Source organism: Arthrobacter sp. C152 (assembly GCF_054890965.1).
Window position 1 is genome coordinate 17301 of sequence record NZ_JBTZSU010000031.1, and the last position, 13814, is coordinate 31114.

The 13814-nt window shown below is 69.2% G+C and carries 11 protein-coding genes and 1 tRNA gene; 10 read left to right on the forward strand and 2 right to left on the reverse strand.

Annotated features, from left to right (window positions below):
• Entirely contained in the window at positions 1–990 is a 990-nt protein-coding gene (locus tag ACYSM9_RS17265) for a LacI family DNA-binding transcriptional regulator (protein WP_461858186.1), read from the reverse strand.
• Positions 991–1161: 171 nt separating this feature from the next.
• Here ACYSM9_RS17265 and fdh point away from each other — a divergent pair, with 171 nt between their 5' ends.
• From fdh to nrfD, 3 genes are read left to right on the forward strand one after another with little or no spacing between them, the layout of a single operon-like run.
• Positions 1162–4488 (forward strand): formate dehydrogenase, encoded by a 3327-nt coding sequence (fdh, locus tag ACYSM9_RS17270; protein WP_461858187.1) that lies wholly within the window; start codon positions 1162–1164, stop codon positions 4486–4488.
• Complete coding sequence (locus ACYSM9_RS17275; RefSeq protein WP_461858188.1) at positions 4489–5499, forward strand: 4Fe-4S dicluster domain-containing protein; 1011 nt, start codon at positions 4489–4491, stop codon at positions 5497–5499. It begins immediately after the preceding gene.
• Positions 5496–6584, forward strand: coding sequence for an NrfD/PsrC family molybdoenzyme membrane anchor subunit (nrfD, locus tag ACYSM9_RS17280; protein ID WP_461858189.1), 1089 nt, complete (start codon positions 5496–5498; stop codon positions 6582–6584). Before ACYSM9_RS17275 ends, nrfD begins: the two co-directional genes overlap by 4 nt.
• A 15-nt stretch (positions 6585–6599) precedes the next feature.
• On the opposite strand, the gene selD is transcribed toward nrfD, so the two are convergent.
• On the reverse strand, positions 6600–7625 hold the full coding sequence (gene selD, locus ACYSM9_RS17285) for a selenide, water dikinase SelD (RefSeq protein ID WP_461858190.1): 1026 nt from the start codon (positions 7623–7625) through the stop codon (positions 6600–6602).
• A 44-nt stretch (positions 7626–7669) separates the two neighbouring features.
• On the opposite strand from selD, the gene ACYSM9_RS17290 reads away from it, so the two are divergent.
• From ACYSM9_RS17290 to ACYSM9_RS17320, 7 genes are all read left to right on the forward strand, one after another.
• Positions 7670–7764 (forward strand) — tRNA-Sec (locus ACYSM9_RS17290).
• Positions 7765–7800: 36 nt separating this feature from the next.
• Positions 7801–9132: an L-seryl-tRNA(Sec) selenium transferase gene (selA, locus tag ACYSM9_RS17295; RefSeq protein ID WP_461858191.1), complete on the forward strand. Its 1332-nt coding sequence runs from the start codon at positions 7801–7803 to the stop codon at positions 9130–9132.
• Between the two features lie 2 nt (positions 9133–9134).
• Positions 9135–10931 (forward strand): selenocysteine-specific translation elongation factor, encoded by a 1797-nt coding sequence (gene selB / locus ACYSM9_RS17300; RefSeq protein WP_461858192.1) that lies wholly within the window; start codon positions 9135–9137, stop codon positions 10929–10931.
• A gap of 110 nt (positions 10932–11041) precedes the next feature.
• Positions 11042–12076, forward strand: coding sequence for a zinc-binding dehydrogenase (locus ACYSM9_RS17305; protein ID WP_461858214.1), 1035 nt, complete (start codon positions 11042–11044; stop codon positions 12074–12076).
• A 35-nt stretch (positions 12077–12111) separates the two neighbouring features.
• Entirely contained in the window at positions 12112–12855 is a 744-nt protein-coding gene (locus ACYSM9_RS17310) for a lytic transglycosylase domain-containing protein (protein ID WP_461858193.1), read from the forward strand.
• A gap of 540 nt (positions 12856–13395) precedes the next feature.
• A complete protein-coding gene (locus ACYSM9_RS17315; RefSeq protein WP_461858194.1) occupies positions 13396–13662 on the forward strand; it encodes a hypothetical protein in 267 nt (88 codons plus the stop codon).
• Positions 13656–13811: a hypothetical protein gene (locus ACYSM9_RS17320; protein ID WP_461858195.1), complete on the forward strand. Its 156-nt coding sequence runs from the start codon at positions 13656–13658 to the stop codon at positions 13809–13811. Before ACYSM9_RS17315 ends, ACYSM9_RS17320 begins: the two co-directional genes overlap by 7 nt.
• Positions 13812–13814 lie beyond the last annotated feature (3 nt).

The following is a 13814-nucleotide window of genomic DNA, read 5'->3' on the forward strand; positions in this document are numbered from 1 at the left end:
TTACTTTCCCTGGAGGGTCTGGTCTGCGGTGCGGGCAGCGAACGTGGAGCCGCGCACGATGAGCTGGGAGTTGAGGTGGACCGCTTCGGTGGCGCTGGGCTTGCCGGCGATTTGTTCGAGGAGCAGTTCGAGGGCCAGCGAGCCGCTTCGGCTGATGGGAACGCGGACGGACGTCAGGCCGGGCTCTGCCGCCGCTGCGATGTCGAGGTCATCGATGCCCACCACGCTGATGTCCTCGGGGCAGTGGTACCCCAGCGTCCGTGCTCCGGCCAGCATGCCAACGGCCACGAGGTCGTTGTAGGCGATCACTGCCGTGGCGCCGCTGGCGACCACCGAGGCAGCGGCGGCCAGGCCGCCGTCGACCGTTGCATTCTGGTTGCCCACGCTCACCAGTTCGATGCCCCATTCATCACAGAGCCGCGTGACGGCGGCGAGCCGCTGGCCGTTCGCCCAGGAGGAAGCCGGCCCGGGAATGTAGGCAACCTTGCGGTGGCCCAGCGCGTACAGGTGCTCGATGGCCTGCCGCAACCCCTCCCCGGCCTCCATCAGGACGCGGGCCGCATGGTCCGCCTCACCGTTGATGACCACGAGCGGTGTGTTGCCCGCCAGGTCGTGGATCTGCCCTGACGGCAGCCGGGGCGAGCAGAGGATGATGCCGTCCACCCCGGCGGCGAACGCTGACAGGTGTTCGCGTTCACGCGTGGAGGATTCGGCGGTATCAGCGAGCACCATCCTGTGCCGGCCATGCCAGGCCTGGTCCTGGATGGCCTTGATGAGTGCGGCGAACACGGCGTTGGAGATGTCGGGAACGATGACGCCGAAGGTGCGGCTGCCGTTCAGTCCCGGCACGTCGTAGCCGAGCTGGGCGGCGGCGTCCATGACTTTCTGCCGCGTCTCCGCGGCCAGCCTGCCCGGGTCACCGAACGCCCGGGACGCCGTGGCAAGCGAGACGCCCGCGAGCTTTGCGACGTCCGTGAGTTTTGCCGGCATCGATCCTCCAGTTGCTTCGTTGGAACCCTTCTCCTCCAGTATGGAAAGGCTTGTACAAACTTGTCAAGAATTTTCCATGAGCTGCGTCACGCACCGCTCCAATCTTTTCCAGGGGGGACACGCCAAGTGCCGACCTGTTGCTTTGGGCAAGCTTCGGGTTATGCTCCTGAAATGGCACCGCGAAGTTTTCTGCAATGGCCTGTCGTCCGTCAGCTGACCACCGGCGACCTGCTGGGCCGCGGCCCAGCCGTCACCTCGGCCCGGACCCAGGCGATCGCCCCGCGGACGGCCACCGCCGACCGGGTGGTCCAGAGCGTATGCCCCTACTGTGCCGTTGGCTGCGGGCAGCGTGTCTACGTCAAGGACGAGAAGGTCGTCCAGATCGAGGGCGATCCGGACTCGCCGATCTCCCGCGGCCGGCTGTGCCCCAAGGGCTCAGCCAGCGAGCAGTTGGTCAACTCGCCCGGCCGGCAGACAAAAGTGCTCTACCGCGCCCCGCGCTCCACCGAATGGCAACACCTTGACCTGGCCACGGCCGTGGACATGGTGGCGGACCGGTTCATCGAGTCGCGCCGCAGGACATGGCAGCAGGAAGACGACCAGGGCCGGCGGCTGCGCCGCACGATGGGCATCGCCGCGCTGGGCGGCGCCACCCTGGACAACGAGGAGAACTACCTCATCAAAAAGCTGTTCACGGCTGCAGGGGCGGTGCAGACCGAGAACCAGGCCCGCATATGACACTCCGCCACGGTTCCCAGTCTGGGAGCCTCGTTTGGACGCGGTGGTGCAACGCAATCACTGCAGGACATGGCCAACGCCGATTGCATCGTCATCCAGGGTTCCAACATGGCCGAGTGCCATCCGGTGGGATACCAGTGGGTGGCGGAGGCTAAGGCCCGCGGCGCAAAGGTCATCCATGTCGACCCCCGGTTCACCCGGACGTCGGCTGTAGCGGACAAGCACATTCCCATCCGGGCCGGCTCCGACGTTGTCCTGCTGGGTGCTCTCATCAACTATGTGATCAGCAACGACCTCTGGTTCAAGGAGTACGTGACCGCGTACACCAACGCCGCCACCCTGGTCCACGATGATTTCCGTGACGCCGAGGATCTTGGCGGGCTGTTCTCCGGTTTCGATCCGGAGAAGGGCGCCTATGACACGTCCTCCTGGGCCTATGCGGAAAAAGAGGACGGCGCCATTGACGAGCCCGGGCCCGGTTCGGAACACGGTGCCGAAGCTTCCGCCCGTGCCCACGGTGACGTGTTCGGCAGCGGCGGTCCGGCGTTGGAACACGCCGAAGTCCAGCGCGACGACACCCTGCAGGACCCCCGGACCGTCTTTCAGATCGTGAAGCGGCATTATGCCCGCTACACCGCGGAGATGGTCCAGGACATGTGCGGGATCGGCGTCGCGGACTTCGAATACCTTGCCCGGACCATCACGGAAAATTCCGGGCGCGACCGGACCACGTGCTTCGCCTACGCCGTCGGCTGGACGCAGCACTCCCTGGGAGCGCAGTTCATCCGCGCTGCCGCCATCCTGCAGCTCCTGCTTGGCAACGTCGGACGCCCCGGCGGCGGAATCATGGCCCTGCGCGGCCATGCCAGCATCCAGGGCTCCACCGACATCCCCACCCTGTTCAACCTGCTGCCCGGGTATCTGCCGATGCCCAGTGCCGGCCGCCACGACAGCCTCAGCGAGTACCTGTCGGTGATCGGATCGAAGCAGCAGAAGGGATTTTGGGCCGACGCCGATGCCTACACCATCAGCCTGCTGAAGGCCTGGTGGGGGGAGGCGGCAACCGCTGGCAACGACTGGGCGTTCGACTACCTTCCGCGGCTGACCGGAGCACACGGTACGTACGAGACCGTGATGGGCATGCTCGAGGATGAAGTGGAGGGCTACTTCCTCCTCGGACAGAACCCGGCCGTGGGTTCGGCGCATGGCCGGATGCAGCGCCTGGCCATGTCCCACCTGAAGTGGTTGGTGGTGCGCGACCTGAACCTCATCGAGTCGGCAACCTGGTGGAAGGACGGCCCGGAGATCGAATCCGGTGAGCTGCGCACCGAGGACATTGAGACCGAGGTGTTCTTCCTGCCGGCAGCGACCCACGTGGAGAAGGCGGGCTCGTTCACGCAGACGCAGCGCCTGCTGCAGTGGCGGCACCAGGCTGTGGCACCGCCAGGGGAGTGCCAGAGCGAACTGCAGTTCTTCTTTGAGCTGGGCCGGAAGATCCGCGGGAAACTGGCCGGCTCGGACGACGAACGCGACCGTCCGCTGCTCGACTTGACCTGGGACTATCCCATTGATGAGCACGGGGAGCCCGATGCCGAGGCCGTGCTTGCCGAGATCAACGGACGCCACCTCGACGGCGCAGGCGCCGGCAAGCCGCTTTCGGCATACACAGAACTCCGGGCGGACGGGTCGACGGCGGCGGGCTGCTGGATCTACACCGGCGTCTACGCTGACGGCGTGAACCATGCCGCCAGCCGCAAGCCTGGCCAGGAGCAAGGGCCCGCCGCTCCCGAATGGGGCTGGGCCTGGCCTGCCAACCGCAGGATCCTCTACAACCGGGCATCGGCGGACCCCGCGGGCAAACCATGGAGCGAGCGGAAGAAATACATCTGGTGGGACCAGGACCAGGGCAAATGGGTGGGCGACGACGTGCCCGACTTCCCGGTCGACCGGGCCCCGGGCAGCAAACCGGACCCCTCGGTCGGCGGCCCGGCCGCGCTCAGCGGAGATGATCCGTTCATCATGCAGGCCGACGGCAAGGGCTGGCTGTTCGCGCCCAAGGGCCTCATGGACGGGCCCCTGCCCACGCATTACGAGGCCCAGGAGTCGCCCGTTGCCAACGCGCTGTATCCGCAACAGCAGAATCCTGCCCGGCTGGTGTTTCCCCGTGCGGACAACCTGAGTGCTCCCAGCGCCGGTACCAGCGGCGCCGACGTTTATCCGTACGTCTTCACCACCTACCGGCTCACCGAGCACCACACGGCGGGCGGGATGAGCCGCTGGCTTCCCTACCTCTCGGAGCTGCAGCCGGAGATGTTCTGCGAGGTCTCGCCTGAACTGGCGGCCGAACGCGGGCTCGAACCCTACGGCTGGGCGACGATCATTTCGCCCCGCTCGGCGATCGAGGCGAAGGTGCTGGTCACGGGCCGGATGGCGCCCCTGAAGGTGGGCGGCCACACCGTGCATCAGATCGGGCTGCCCTACCACTGGGGCGTCGGGAACAACGCCGTCGTCAGCGGTGACGCCGCCAACGACCTGCTCGGCGTGACGCTGGACCCCAACGTCCAGATCCAGGAATCGAAGGTCGCGTCCTGCGACATCCGTCCGGGCCGCCGGCCCCGCGGCGGGGACCTGCTTGCCCTGGTTGCCGAATACCAGGTGCGCGCCGGGGTGACCATCGAGACGGGCAACAGCGCCGTCACCAACCCCGCGGCGGAAGGCATTGAACCCGCCCCGGGCACCGATCCGACGAGGGAGGACTGAATGGGCCAGCTGTCCGGACCGACCGACCCCACCGCCGATGCGCACTGGGAGCACAACCATCCGCGCAAGGGGTTCTTCACCGACACCTCGATCTGTATTGGGTGCAAGGCCTGCGAGGTTGCCTGCAAGGAATGGAACCACAACCCGCAGGACGGCAACCTTGAGCTGCTGGGATCCTCCTACGACAACACCGGATCACTGGGGGCCAGCACCTGGCGGCACGTGGCTTTCATCGAACAGGGCCAGGACCGGATCATCGAGGCACGGGAATCCGGCCGCGCCCTGGTTAACCTGGGCATGCCGCGCATCGGTCCTCCCGCACCGGCGGGCGATCCGACGGCGGATCTGGCGGGGGCGGACACCACGCCGCCGGACACGGCAGACTTCCGGTGGCTGATGTCTTCCGACGTCTGCAAGCACTGCACCCACGCTGGCTGCCTCGACGTCTGTCCTACTGGAGCGCTGTTCCGCACCGAATTCGGCACCGTGGTGGTCCAGGACGACGTCTGCAACGGCTGCGGAACCTGCGTGGCCGGATGCCCTTTCGGCGTGATCGAGCGCCGCAGCAACGGCACGGTCAAGGTGGCCACCAGCAGGGAAGAACAGCACGCCAAGCACCCCTCCGTCCCCAATGAAGGCATCGCCCAGAAGTGCACCCTGTGCTACGACCGGCTGGTGGCCGATGAGACGCCCGCCTGCGCCAAGGCCTGCCCGACGACGTCCATCAAGTTCGGCGACCACGAGGACATGGTGGAAACAGCCCGGGAACGGGTCGCCACCCTGCATTCGCAGGGCATGACAGAGGCGAGGCTCTACGGTGCCAACGAGAACGACGGCGTGGGCGGAACCGGATCGGTCTTCCTGCTGCTTGATGAACCCGAGGTGTACGGGCTTCCGCCTGACCCGCGGGTGCCCACCGCCGACCTGCCGCGGATGTACCGGCGGGCAGGCATGGCCGTAGCCGGCATGGCCGCGGCAGCTGCGCTGGCTTTCCTGGGAGGACGGGCGTGACCCTTTCCGAGTTCGACAGCTTCCGGCCGTCCACGGAACGCCGCCGCCGGCAGGACGGCAAGAGCGGGGTACGCCGGCGCCGGGACAACGGTGATGGCTCCCGCGAAATGCCCATGGTCCCGGAGCCGGAATTCACGTCGTACTACGGCCGTCCCGTCGTCAAACCCGCGCCCTGGGGCGAGGACGTGGCCATCTACCTGTTCCTCGGCGGCGTGGCAGCCGGTTCGGCGCTGCTCGGGCTCGGCGGCCAGCTGACCGGCCGGCCCGCGCTGCGCCGGAACGCCCGGCTGGGCGCCCTGGGAGCAGTCAGTGTCGGTGCCGTTGCCTTGGTGAAGGATCTGGGAAGGCCGGAACGCTTCCTGCACATGCTGCGGACGTTCAAGGTGACGTCGCCGATGAGCGTAGGCTCGTGGATCCTCAGCGCCTTCAGCGCGGGCGCGGGTGTCGCCGCCGTGGCCGAGATCGACCGCATGACCGGCGACCGGCTGCCGCTGGGCCCCCTGCGCACGGTGCTCCGGGCTGTCGAGGGACCGGCCGGCGTCGAGGCCGCGGTCTTCGCCGGCCCACTGGCGGCCTACACGGCGGTGCTGCTGGGTGATACCGCAACGCCGACGTGGAACGCCGCCCATGAGGAACTGCCGTTCGTCTTCGTGAGTTCGGCCGGCCTCGCTTCTGCAGGGCTCGCCCTGGTCACCACCCCCGTGCGCGAAACCGGTCCCGCCCGGAACCTCGCCGTCCTCGGCGTCCTGGGAGACGTGGCGGCCATGAAGGTGATGGAGCGCCGGATGGACCCGGTGGCGGCGGAGCCGCTCCACGAGGGCAAGGCAGGCGCCATGCTCAAGTGGAGCGAACGGCTGGCGGTCGCCGGGGGCCTGGGGGCACTTGTGGGCGGCCGGAACAGGGTGGTAGCCGCGGCTTCCGGGGTGTCGCTACTGGCAGCTTCGGCCTTGACCCGGTTCGGCATTTTCGAGGCCGGCCTCGAGTCTGCGCGGGATCCGCGCTACACCATCGAACCGCAGAAGAACCGGCTCGCGGCCCGCCGTGCCGCCGGTGTTGCCGGCGACGCGATCACCACCGGCAGCTGACCCGGCCGCCAGGTATCAGCGGACCTCAATGCCCCCGCCGGCGGTGGTGTAGCCGATGACCGGGTGTCCGGGAAGCTCGCCGACCACCAGCAGGCCGCCGGAGGTCTGGGCGTCGGCCAGGAGCAGCAGATCGTCCTCGGCGATGCCGGGCGCGGCGGCCACGTGCGGGCGGACCCAGTCCAGGTTGCGCCGGCTCCCGCCGGAGACGAAGCCGTCACGGAGCGCCTCGCGCGCACCGTCTACCAGCGGCACCGCCTTCAGGTCGATCACCGCGCCCACTTCCGAGGCACGCACCATTTTGTAGAGGTGTCCGAGCAGGCCAAAACCCGTCACGTCCGTCGCTGCACGGATGCCCGCGGCCACCGCGGCTTCGGCCGCGTCCCGGTTCAGGCCCGCCATCGTCTCCACGGCTTCGGCGAACACCTCGCCCGTCTGCTTGTGCCGGTTGTTGAGGAGTCCGACGCCGATGGGCTTGGTCAGCGTGATGGGCAACCCCGGCTGCGCGGCGTCGTTGCGGAGCAACCGGTCCGGGTGCGCAACGCCGGTGACCGCCATGCCGTACTTGGGCTCCGGATCGTCAATGGAGTGCCCGCCGAGCACCGGGCACCCGGCCTCCGCCGCGACACTCAGGCCGCCGCGCAGGACCTCGGTCATCAGTTCCAGCGGCAGGACGCCACGCGGCCAGCCCACAAGGTTGATGGCGGTGACCGGGCTGCCGCCCATCGCATAGATGTCCGAGAGGGCGTTGGCGGCAGCGATGCGGCCCCAGTCGAAGGCATTGTCGACGACGGGAGTGAAGAAGTCGGCCGTTGACAGCACTGCCAGGTCCTGCCGCACCAGGACCGCCGCCGCGTCGTCGCCGCTGTCAAGGCCCACCAGCACCTCCGCGCCGGTTGGCCCCATGAGTCCGCGGACAGCGTCTTCGAGTTCGCCGGGCGGAATCTTGCACGCGCAGCCGCCGCCGTGGGCGTACTCGGTGAGCCGAAAACCGCCGGCGGAGCCTGCATCGAGTTGCTGGACTGACGTCTGAACCTCGTTCACCCGACCAGCGTACCCCTGCAGGACAACCTGCTATATTGAGGCGCGGTGGCGTCCGGGTCCTGGTGGGCCCCCCGGTCTTCAAAACCGGTGCGGCTGAGCATCTCGGCCTGGCGGGTTCGATTCCCGTCCGCCACCGCCAAGTTTCGGCAGGAACTGCCGCGAAATGAGGAGGGCTGTGGACCAGGTCGATCCCCGGCGCCTGATTCCGCGCACGAATGACCTGCTGGCACTGCCCGCCGTCAGGGATGCCAGGTCCCGGCTGAACGAGCGTGTCATCCGTGAACTCGTCCGGAACGTCCAGGAGCAGGCCCGGCGCGGTGAGCTCCCGCCCGGCCAGGTGGAACCAGCCCTGCTGTCCGCCATCGCCGCGCGCAAGGCAACAACCCTGCGCCCCGTGCTGAACGCTACCGGCGTGATCGTCCACACCAACCTCGGACGGGCGCCCCTTTCCGCGGGCGCGGTGGAGGCCCTTGTCGCCGCCAGCGGCTACGTTGACGTGGAGCTGGACCTGGCGGACGGCAGCCGTTCCAGCCGCGGCGCCGGCGCCCGGGCTGCACTGCTCGCCGCCTGCCCCGCCGCAGAGGACGCCCTGGTGGTCAACAACGGAGCCGCAGCCCTGGTGCTGGCCACCACGGCCCTCGCGGCCGGCCGGGAAGTGGTGGTGAGCCGCGGGGAGCTTGTCGAGATCGGCGCGGGCTTCCGGCTGACCGACCTGATGGAGTCCACGGGGGCGAGGCTGCGCGAGGTGGGCACCACCAACCGCACCCACCTGCATGACTATGCCGGAGCCCTCGGGCCGGACACTGGCTGCGTGCTCAAGGTGCACCCGAGCAACTTCCGTGTGGACGGATTCACGTCCGCTGTTCCGCTGCAGGAACTGAGCCCGCTCACCACGGCAAACGGCGTGCCGCTCGTGGCGGACCTGGGCAGCGGGTTGCTGGCGCCCGACCCGCACCTGCCTGACGAACCGGATGTTGCCACGGCATTGGCGGGCGGGGCCGACGTCGTTATTGCCAGCGGCGACAAATTGCTGGGCGGACCGCAGGCAGGTTTGCTGCTTGGCCGCAGGGAGGTCATCACCCGCCTGGCCCGCCACCCGCTGGCCCGCGCCGTCCGCGCGGACAAACTTGCCCTCGCCGCCCTGGAGGCGACAGTTGCGGGCGGACCGCCGCCCGTTGTCCAGGCGCTGCACGCTGACGCGGACCAACTGCGGCTCCGCACCGACAGGCTCGCCCAGGCACTCGGAGTTCCCGTGGTCCCGCATGACGGCAGGGTGGGCGGCGGCGGAGCCCCCGGCTTTCCGCTGCCCGGCTGGGCGCTCCGGCTTCCCGAGGGACTCGCGGCTCTCCTGCGGTCCGGGGACCCCGCCGTGCTGCCGCGCGTCCACGACGGCTCCTGCCTGGTGGACCTGCGCTGCGTCCCGCCGGCGGATGATGACCGGATACTGGACGCGGTCCGGGCCGCGCTGGCGACGCTGCTGGGCGCCGAAGCGGGCAGGGCGGGCTGACCGTGCACGTCGTTGCCACGGCCGGGCATGTCGATTCGGGCAAGAGCACGCTGGTCCGCGCCCTCACCGGCATGGAGCCGGACCGCTGGGAGGAAGAACGGCGGCGCGGCCTGACCATCGACCTGGGCTATGCCTGGACAACGCTGCCGTCCGGACAGGACGTGGCATTCGTGGACGTCCCCGGCCACGAACGCTTCCTCGGCAACATGCTTGCCGGCATCGGTCCCGCGCCCGTGGTCTGCTTCGTCGTCGCCGCCGATGAGGGCTGGCAGGCACAGTCCCATGACCACCGGGACGCCGTCGCTGCCCTGGGGATTGAACACGGCATCGTTGTCCTCAGCCGGAGCGACAGGGCATCAGCGCAGAGGATCGCCGACGTGCTCGCCCGGACCCGGGCAGAGCTGGCCGGGACCGGGCTGAAGGATGCCCCCGCGGTTGCCGTGTCGGCCATTGACGGCACCGGCCTGGCTGGGTTGCGGACAGCGCTCGACGGCGTCCTGGCCCAGGTGCCCCCACCCGCCGGGGATGGGCGGGTGCGGCTGTGGGTGGACCGTTCGTTCACGATCACAGGTTCCGGAACGGTGGTCACCGGGACGCTGGCAGCCGGAACCCTCGTCCAGGGGGAACGGCTGAGCCTGCTTGGGCACTCTGGTTCCCGGTCCGTCGTCGTCCGCGGCCTGCAAAGCCGCGATGCCTCCTGCGACTCCGTGGGGCCGGTCAGCAGGGTGGCGCTGAACCTGCGTGACATCGCGGCCGCCGACATACGGCGCGGCGACGCGCTGCTCACCCCCGACGCGTGGCCTGCCACTGGCGTGGTGGGCGTCCAGCGCACGTCAGGCGTGGGCTACACCGAGGTGCCGGAGCAGATCATGGTGCATGTGGGCACGGCGTCCGTTGCGGCGCGGCTGCGTCCCTTCGGTGCCGACCACGCCCGGCTGGTCCTCGACCGGCAGTTGCCGCTCGTTCCCGGAGACCGGCTGGTCCTGCGCGACCCCGGAAGCCGGTCGGTGCTGGGCGGGGCGCTCATCCTCGACGCCGATCCTCCGGCCCTGCAGCGGCGCGGCGACGGTGCCCGGTGGGCGGAGCGGCTTGCCCGCATGGACGCCGGGGGAGACGTGCTGGGCGAGGTTGCAGCCCGTGGCTCCGTGCGGGTCGAACACCTCCGCCGGCTGGGGCTGCTGTCCGCTGATGCCGGCGGGGCGCCCGCCGGCATCAGGGTCCTTGACGGCTGGTGGGTGCATGCCCCTCTCCTCGAGGCCTGGCAGCACCAGTTGCTCGGCGCAGTCCGGGGGCTGCAGAAGCAGGACCCCCTTTCCCCAGGCCTGTCCATGGGCGCGGCACGGGACCTGCTCAGACTGCCCGACGAGAAGCTGCTTCCCCACGTCGTCCGCGGGGCCCAGCTGGAACAGGATGGCGGGCATATCCGGCTTCCCGGCAGCCAAGGCAATCTGGGCGCCGTCGAAACAGCCATCGCCGAACTGGAGCGCAGGCTTGCCGCGTATCCGTTCCTCGCCCCCGAAGCCGACGAGCTGTCAGGCCTGGGCCTGGGCGCCCGGGAGCTGGCCGCGGCCGAACGGGCGGGACGGTTGATTCGGCTGCGTGACGGGGTGGTGCTGCTGCCCACCGCCCCGGCCCTTGCCATGCGCACCCTCGCCGGACTCGAGCAGCCGTTCACCACAAGCCAGGCGCGCCAGGCGCTGGGCACCACACGCCGGATCGCGGTGCCGCTGCTGGAGCACCTCGATTCGCGCGGCTGGACCCAGCGCCTGGACGCCGGCCACCGCACCGTGAGGCACTGAGCGCCGGGCCGCCGGCACGCCACGGCGGTGATTTCGATACCGCGCGGCGGTGTGCAAGGATGTCGCCGGACCCGCCAATGGAGTGGGACGGATCAACTGTGGAGGACATTGTGCGCGCGATGATCATGGACCGGATCGCCGGGCCCGCGGCGGTCCGGGAGGTCGCCGCGCCGGAGGTGCCCGACGGCGGTGTGGCGATTACCGTCGCAGCCACCGGCCTGTGCCGCAGCGATTGGCACGCCTGGGCGGGGCACGACGACATCGTGCTGCCGCACGTCCCCGGTCATGAGTTTGCCGGCGTCGTCACCGCCGTCGGGCACGGTGTCACCAAGTGGGCAGTCGGCGAGAGGGTGACGGCGCCCTTTGTCGAGGGATGCGGAGCCTGCCAGTGGTGCCGGTCCGGTGATGCGCAGGTCTGCCCCGACCAGCAACAGCCGGGGTTCACCCACTGGGGCTCCTTCGCCGAGCAGGTGGTGGTCCACGCCGCCGACACGAATCTCGTCGCCGTCCCCGACGGTGTCAGCTTCGAAGCAGCGGCGGCCCTGGGGTGCCGTTTCGCCACCGCCTACCGTGCACTCACAGGCCGCGCATGCCTCGCCGCCGGGGAATGGGTCACCATCGTAGGAGCGGGCGGCGTTGGCCTCAGCGCGGTCATGATCGCAAAGGCTCTTGGTGGAAAGGTCGTCGCCGTCGACCGGAACCCCGGCGCCCTGGCGGTGGCTGCTTCCCTGGGCGCAGACCACATCCTGGTCGCCGACGGCACGGACATCCCGGCGCAGGTGCAGGCCCTCACGGGAGGCTGCCACGTCTCCATCGACGCCGTCGGCAGCGAGCAGACCTGCGCCGACGCGATCCTCAGCCTCCGCCGCCGCGGCCGGCACGTCCAGATCGGGCTCCTCCCGCCCGTCGACGGGCACCCCCGCGTGCCCATGGCCCGCGTCATCGCCTGGGAACTGGACGTTTTCGGCAGCCACGGCATGGCCGCCGCTGGCTATCCGGGAATGCTCGCCCTGATCGAATCGGGCGCGTTGGAGCCCCAGAAACTTATCGGGCGGGTGATCGGGCTGGAGGAGGCGGCAGGCATGCTGGCACGCTTCGACACGGCGAACGTGGCCGGCATGACGATGATTGACCCCACGCGGTGACGCCGGCCGCCCGGGTCATGGTGGTTGGGTAGCCTGTGCTCCGCATAAAACGCTTTGTGGTGTTCAGCCTGTTCGCAGTCCTCGCCAGCGCAGCTTTCTCATTCTGGATTCTGCAGCAGCCAGGCGCCGGCATCCCCGGGAACTCTCCTGCCCCGCCGCAGGCCGCGGTGAAACTGGCCAGGGGGCCGGACGGCATGACCACGGCCGTGAATGTGACAGGGAGCCCGGACGCCCAATGGCTTGCCACGGCCGCCGCGCAGACCGGCATCCCGGCCAGGGCCCTGCGCGCGTACGTGGCCGCAGCCGTGGCGGCGAACGGCGCAGCCCCGGCGTGCAGGATCGGCTGGAATACGGTGGCGGCCATCGGCTTCGTTGAATCGGCGCACGGAAGCCACGGCGGCGGCAGCCTGGACCCCGAAGGACAGACCAGCGGTCCAATCGTGGGCCCGAGCCTCGACGGCGCCGGCTTCGCTGCCATCCCGGACACCGACGGCGGGACGCTGGACGGCGACGCCAGCTGGGACCACGCCGTCGGACCCATGCAGTTCATTCCCTCAACCTGGCGGCTCGCCGGCAGGGACGGGAACGGCGACGGAACCGCGGATCCGTTCAACATCGACGACGCCGCCCTCAGCGCGGCCACGTATCTGTGCGCCCACGGCCGGGACCTCACCACGGCCCGGGGGTGGACGGACGCCATCTATTCCTACAACCAGTCCGATGCCTATATACGGCAGGTTCGCTCACAAGCCGCAGCGTATGCGGCGAAGGCGGCGTAGCGCAGGGCGGAGCGCAATGCGGGGGCGGATCTCAGGGCCGCGGAGCTCCCGGCATTGCCCTGGCACCCGCGCAGTCCTAGCATGATGGGACCGGTTCCTGCCTGCGCCCGGCAGGGACATCCTTGAAGGTCGTGAGCAGTATGGCGAAGAATCCTTTCAGGCACCGGCCCGATGAGCCAGAAAAGCCTGCGGCCGCCCATGTGCACCATGCACCGCACCTTGGTGAATGGCTGAAACGTGAGGACAAAGGGATAGAAGGCGGCCACAGCAGCATTTTCCTGAGTGGCCACGATGGTCCGCTTCCGCCGGAAAGCACATGTATCCAAGGCCACGACATCCTGCCAGGCCAGGACCACTGTTCGCACGGCCATCCCATCGGGTAAGGAAGTGTTCCGCCGGGAATGACCGGCAAGCTGCCTCGTAGCGCCCTGACCCGCTGCCTTAATGTCAGCAGAAGATCATCCTGCAGACACGCGGCGGCAACCCTGCATCGGCACCCTTGAGCTTAGGGGGATACGTCGAGAGGGAAAGGACAGGGCAATGGTCAACGTTGATGCCGCTATCGCTTACTACGGCGGCCCCGCACCCGGAGACGCCGTCGAAGCGTTCCACCGGGGCTTCCTGGTCCACCGCGGGCCCGTTGCGGAGCCCGGTCCGGAGCCGGGACAGTTCTGGATCCTGGACACGCTGACCGGAAGGCGCCAATTTCTTGACAGCTCCGAACTGGAGATCGTGCGCCTGCCCGCCCGCTACCGTGAAGTCCGGGCCGGACAGTCCACGGCGCACGGGAAGGACACGCCATGGTGAACGACGGCATGGACGCGCAAACCATTGCGGCAGCCCTGGCAGCCGCCCTTGTTGCCGTGCCGCCGCTGGCAGTCATGTTCATGGTGGCTATCCGCGCCACACCGCGCCAACTGACCGACATGGCGTCCGAGGACAATCACCGTCTCTGAAGC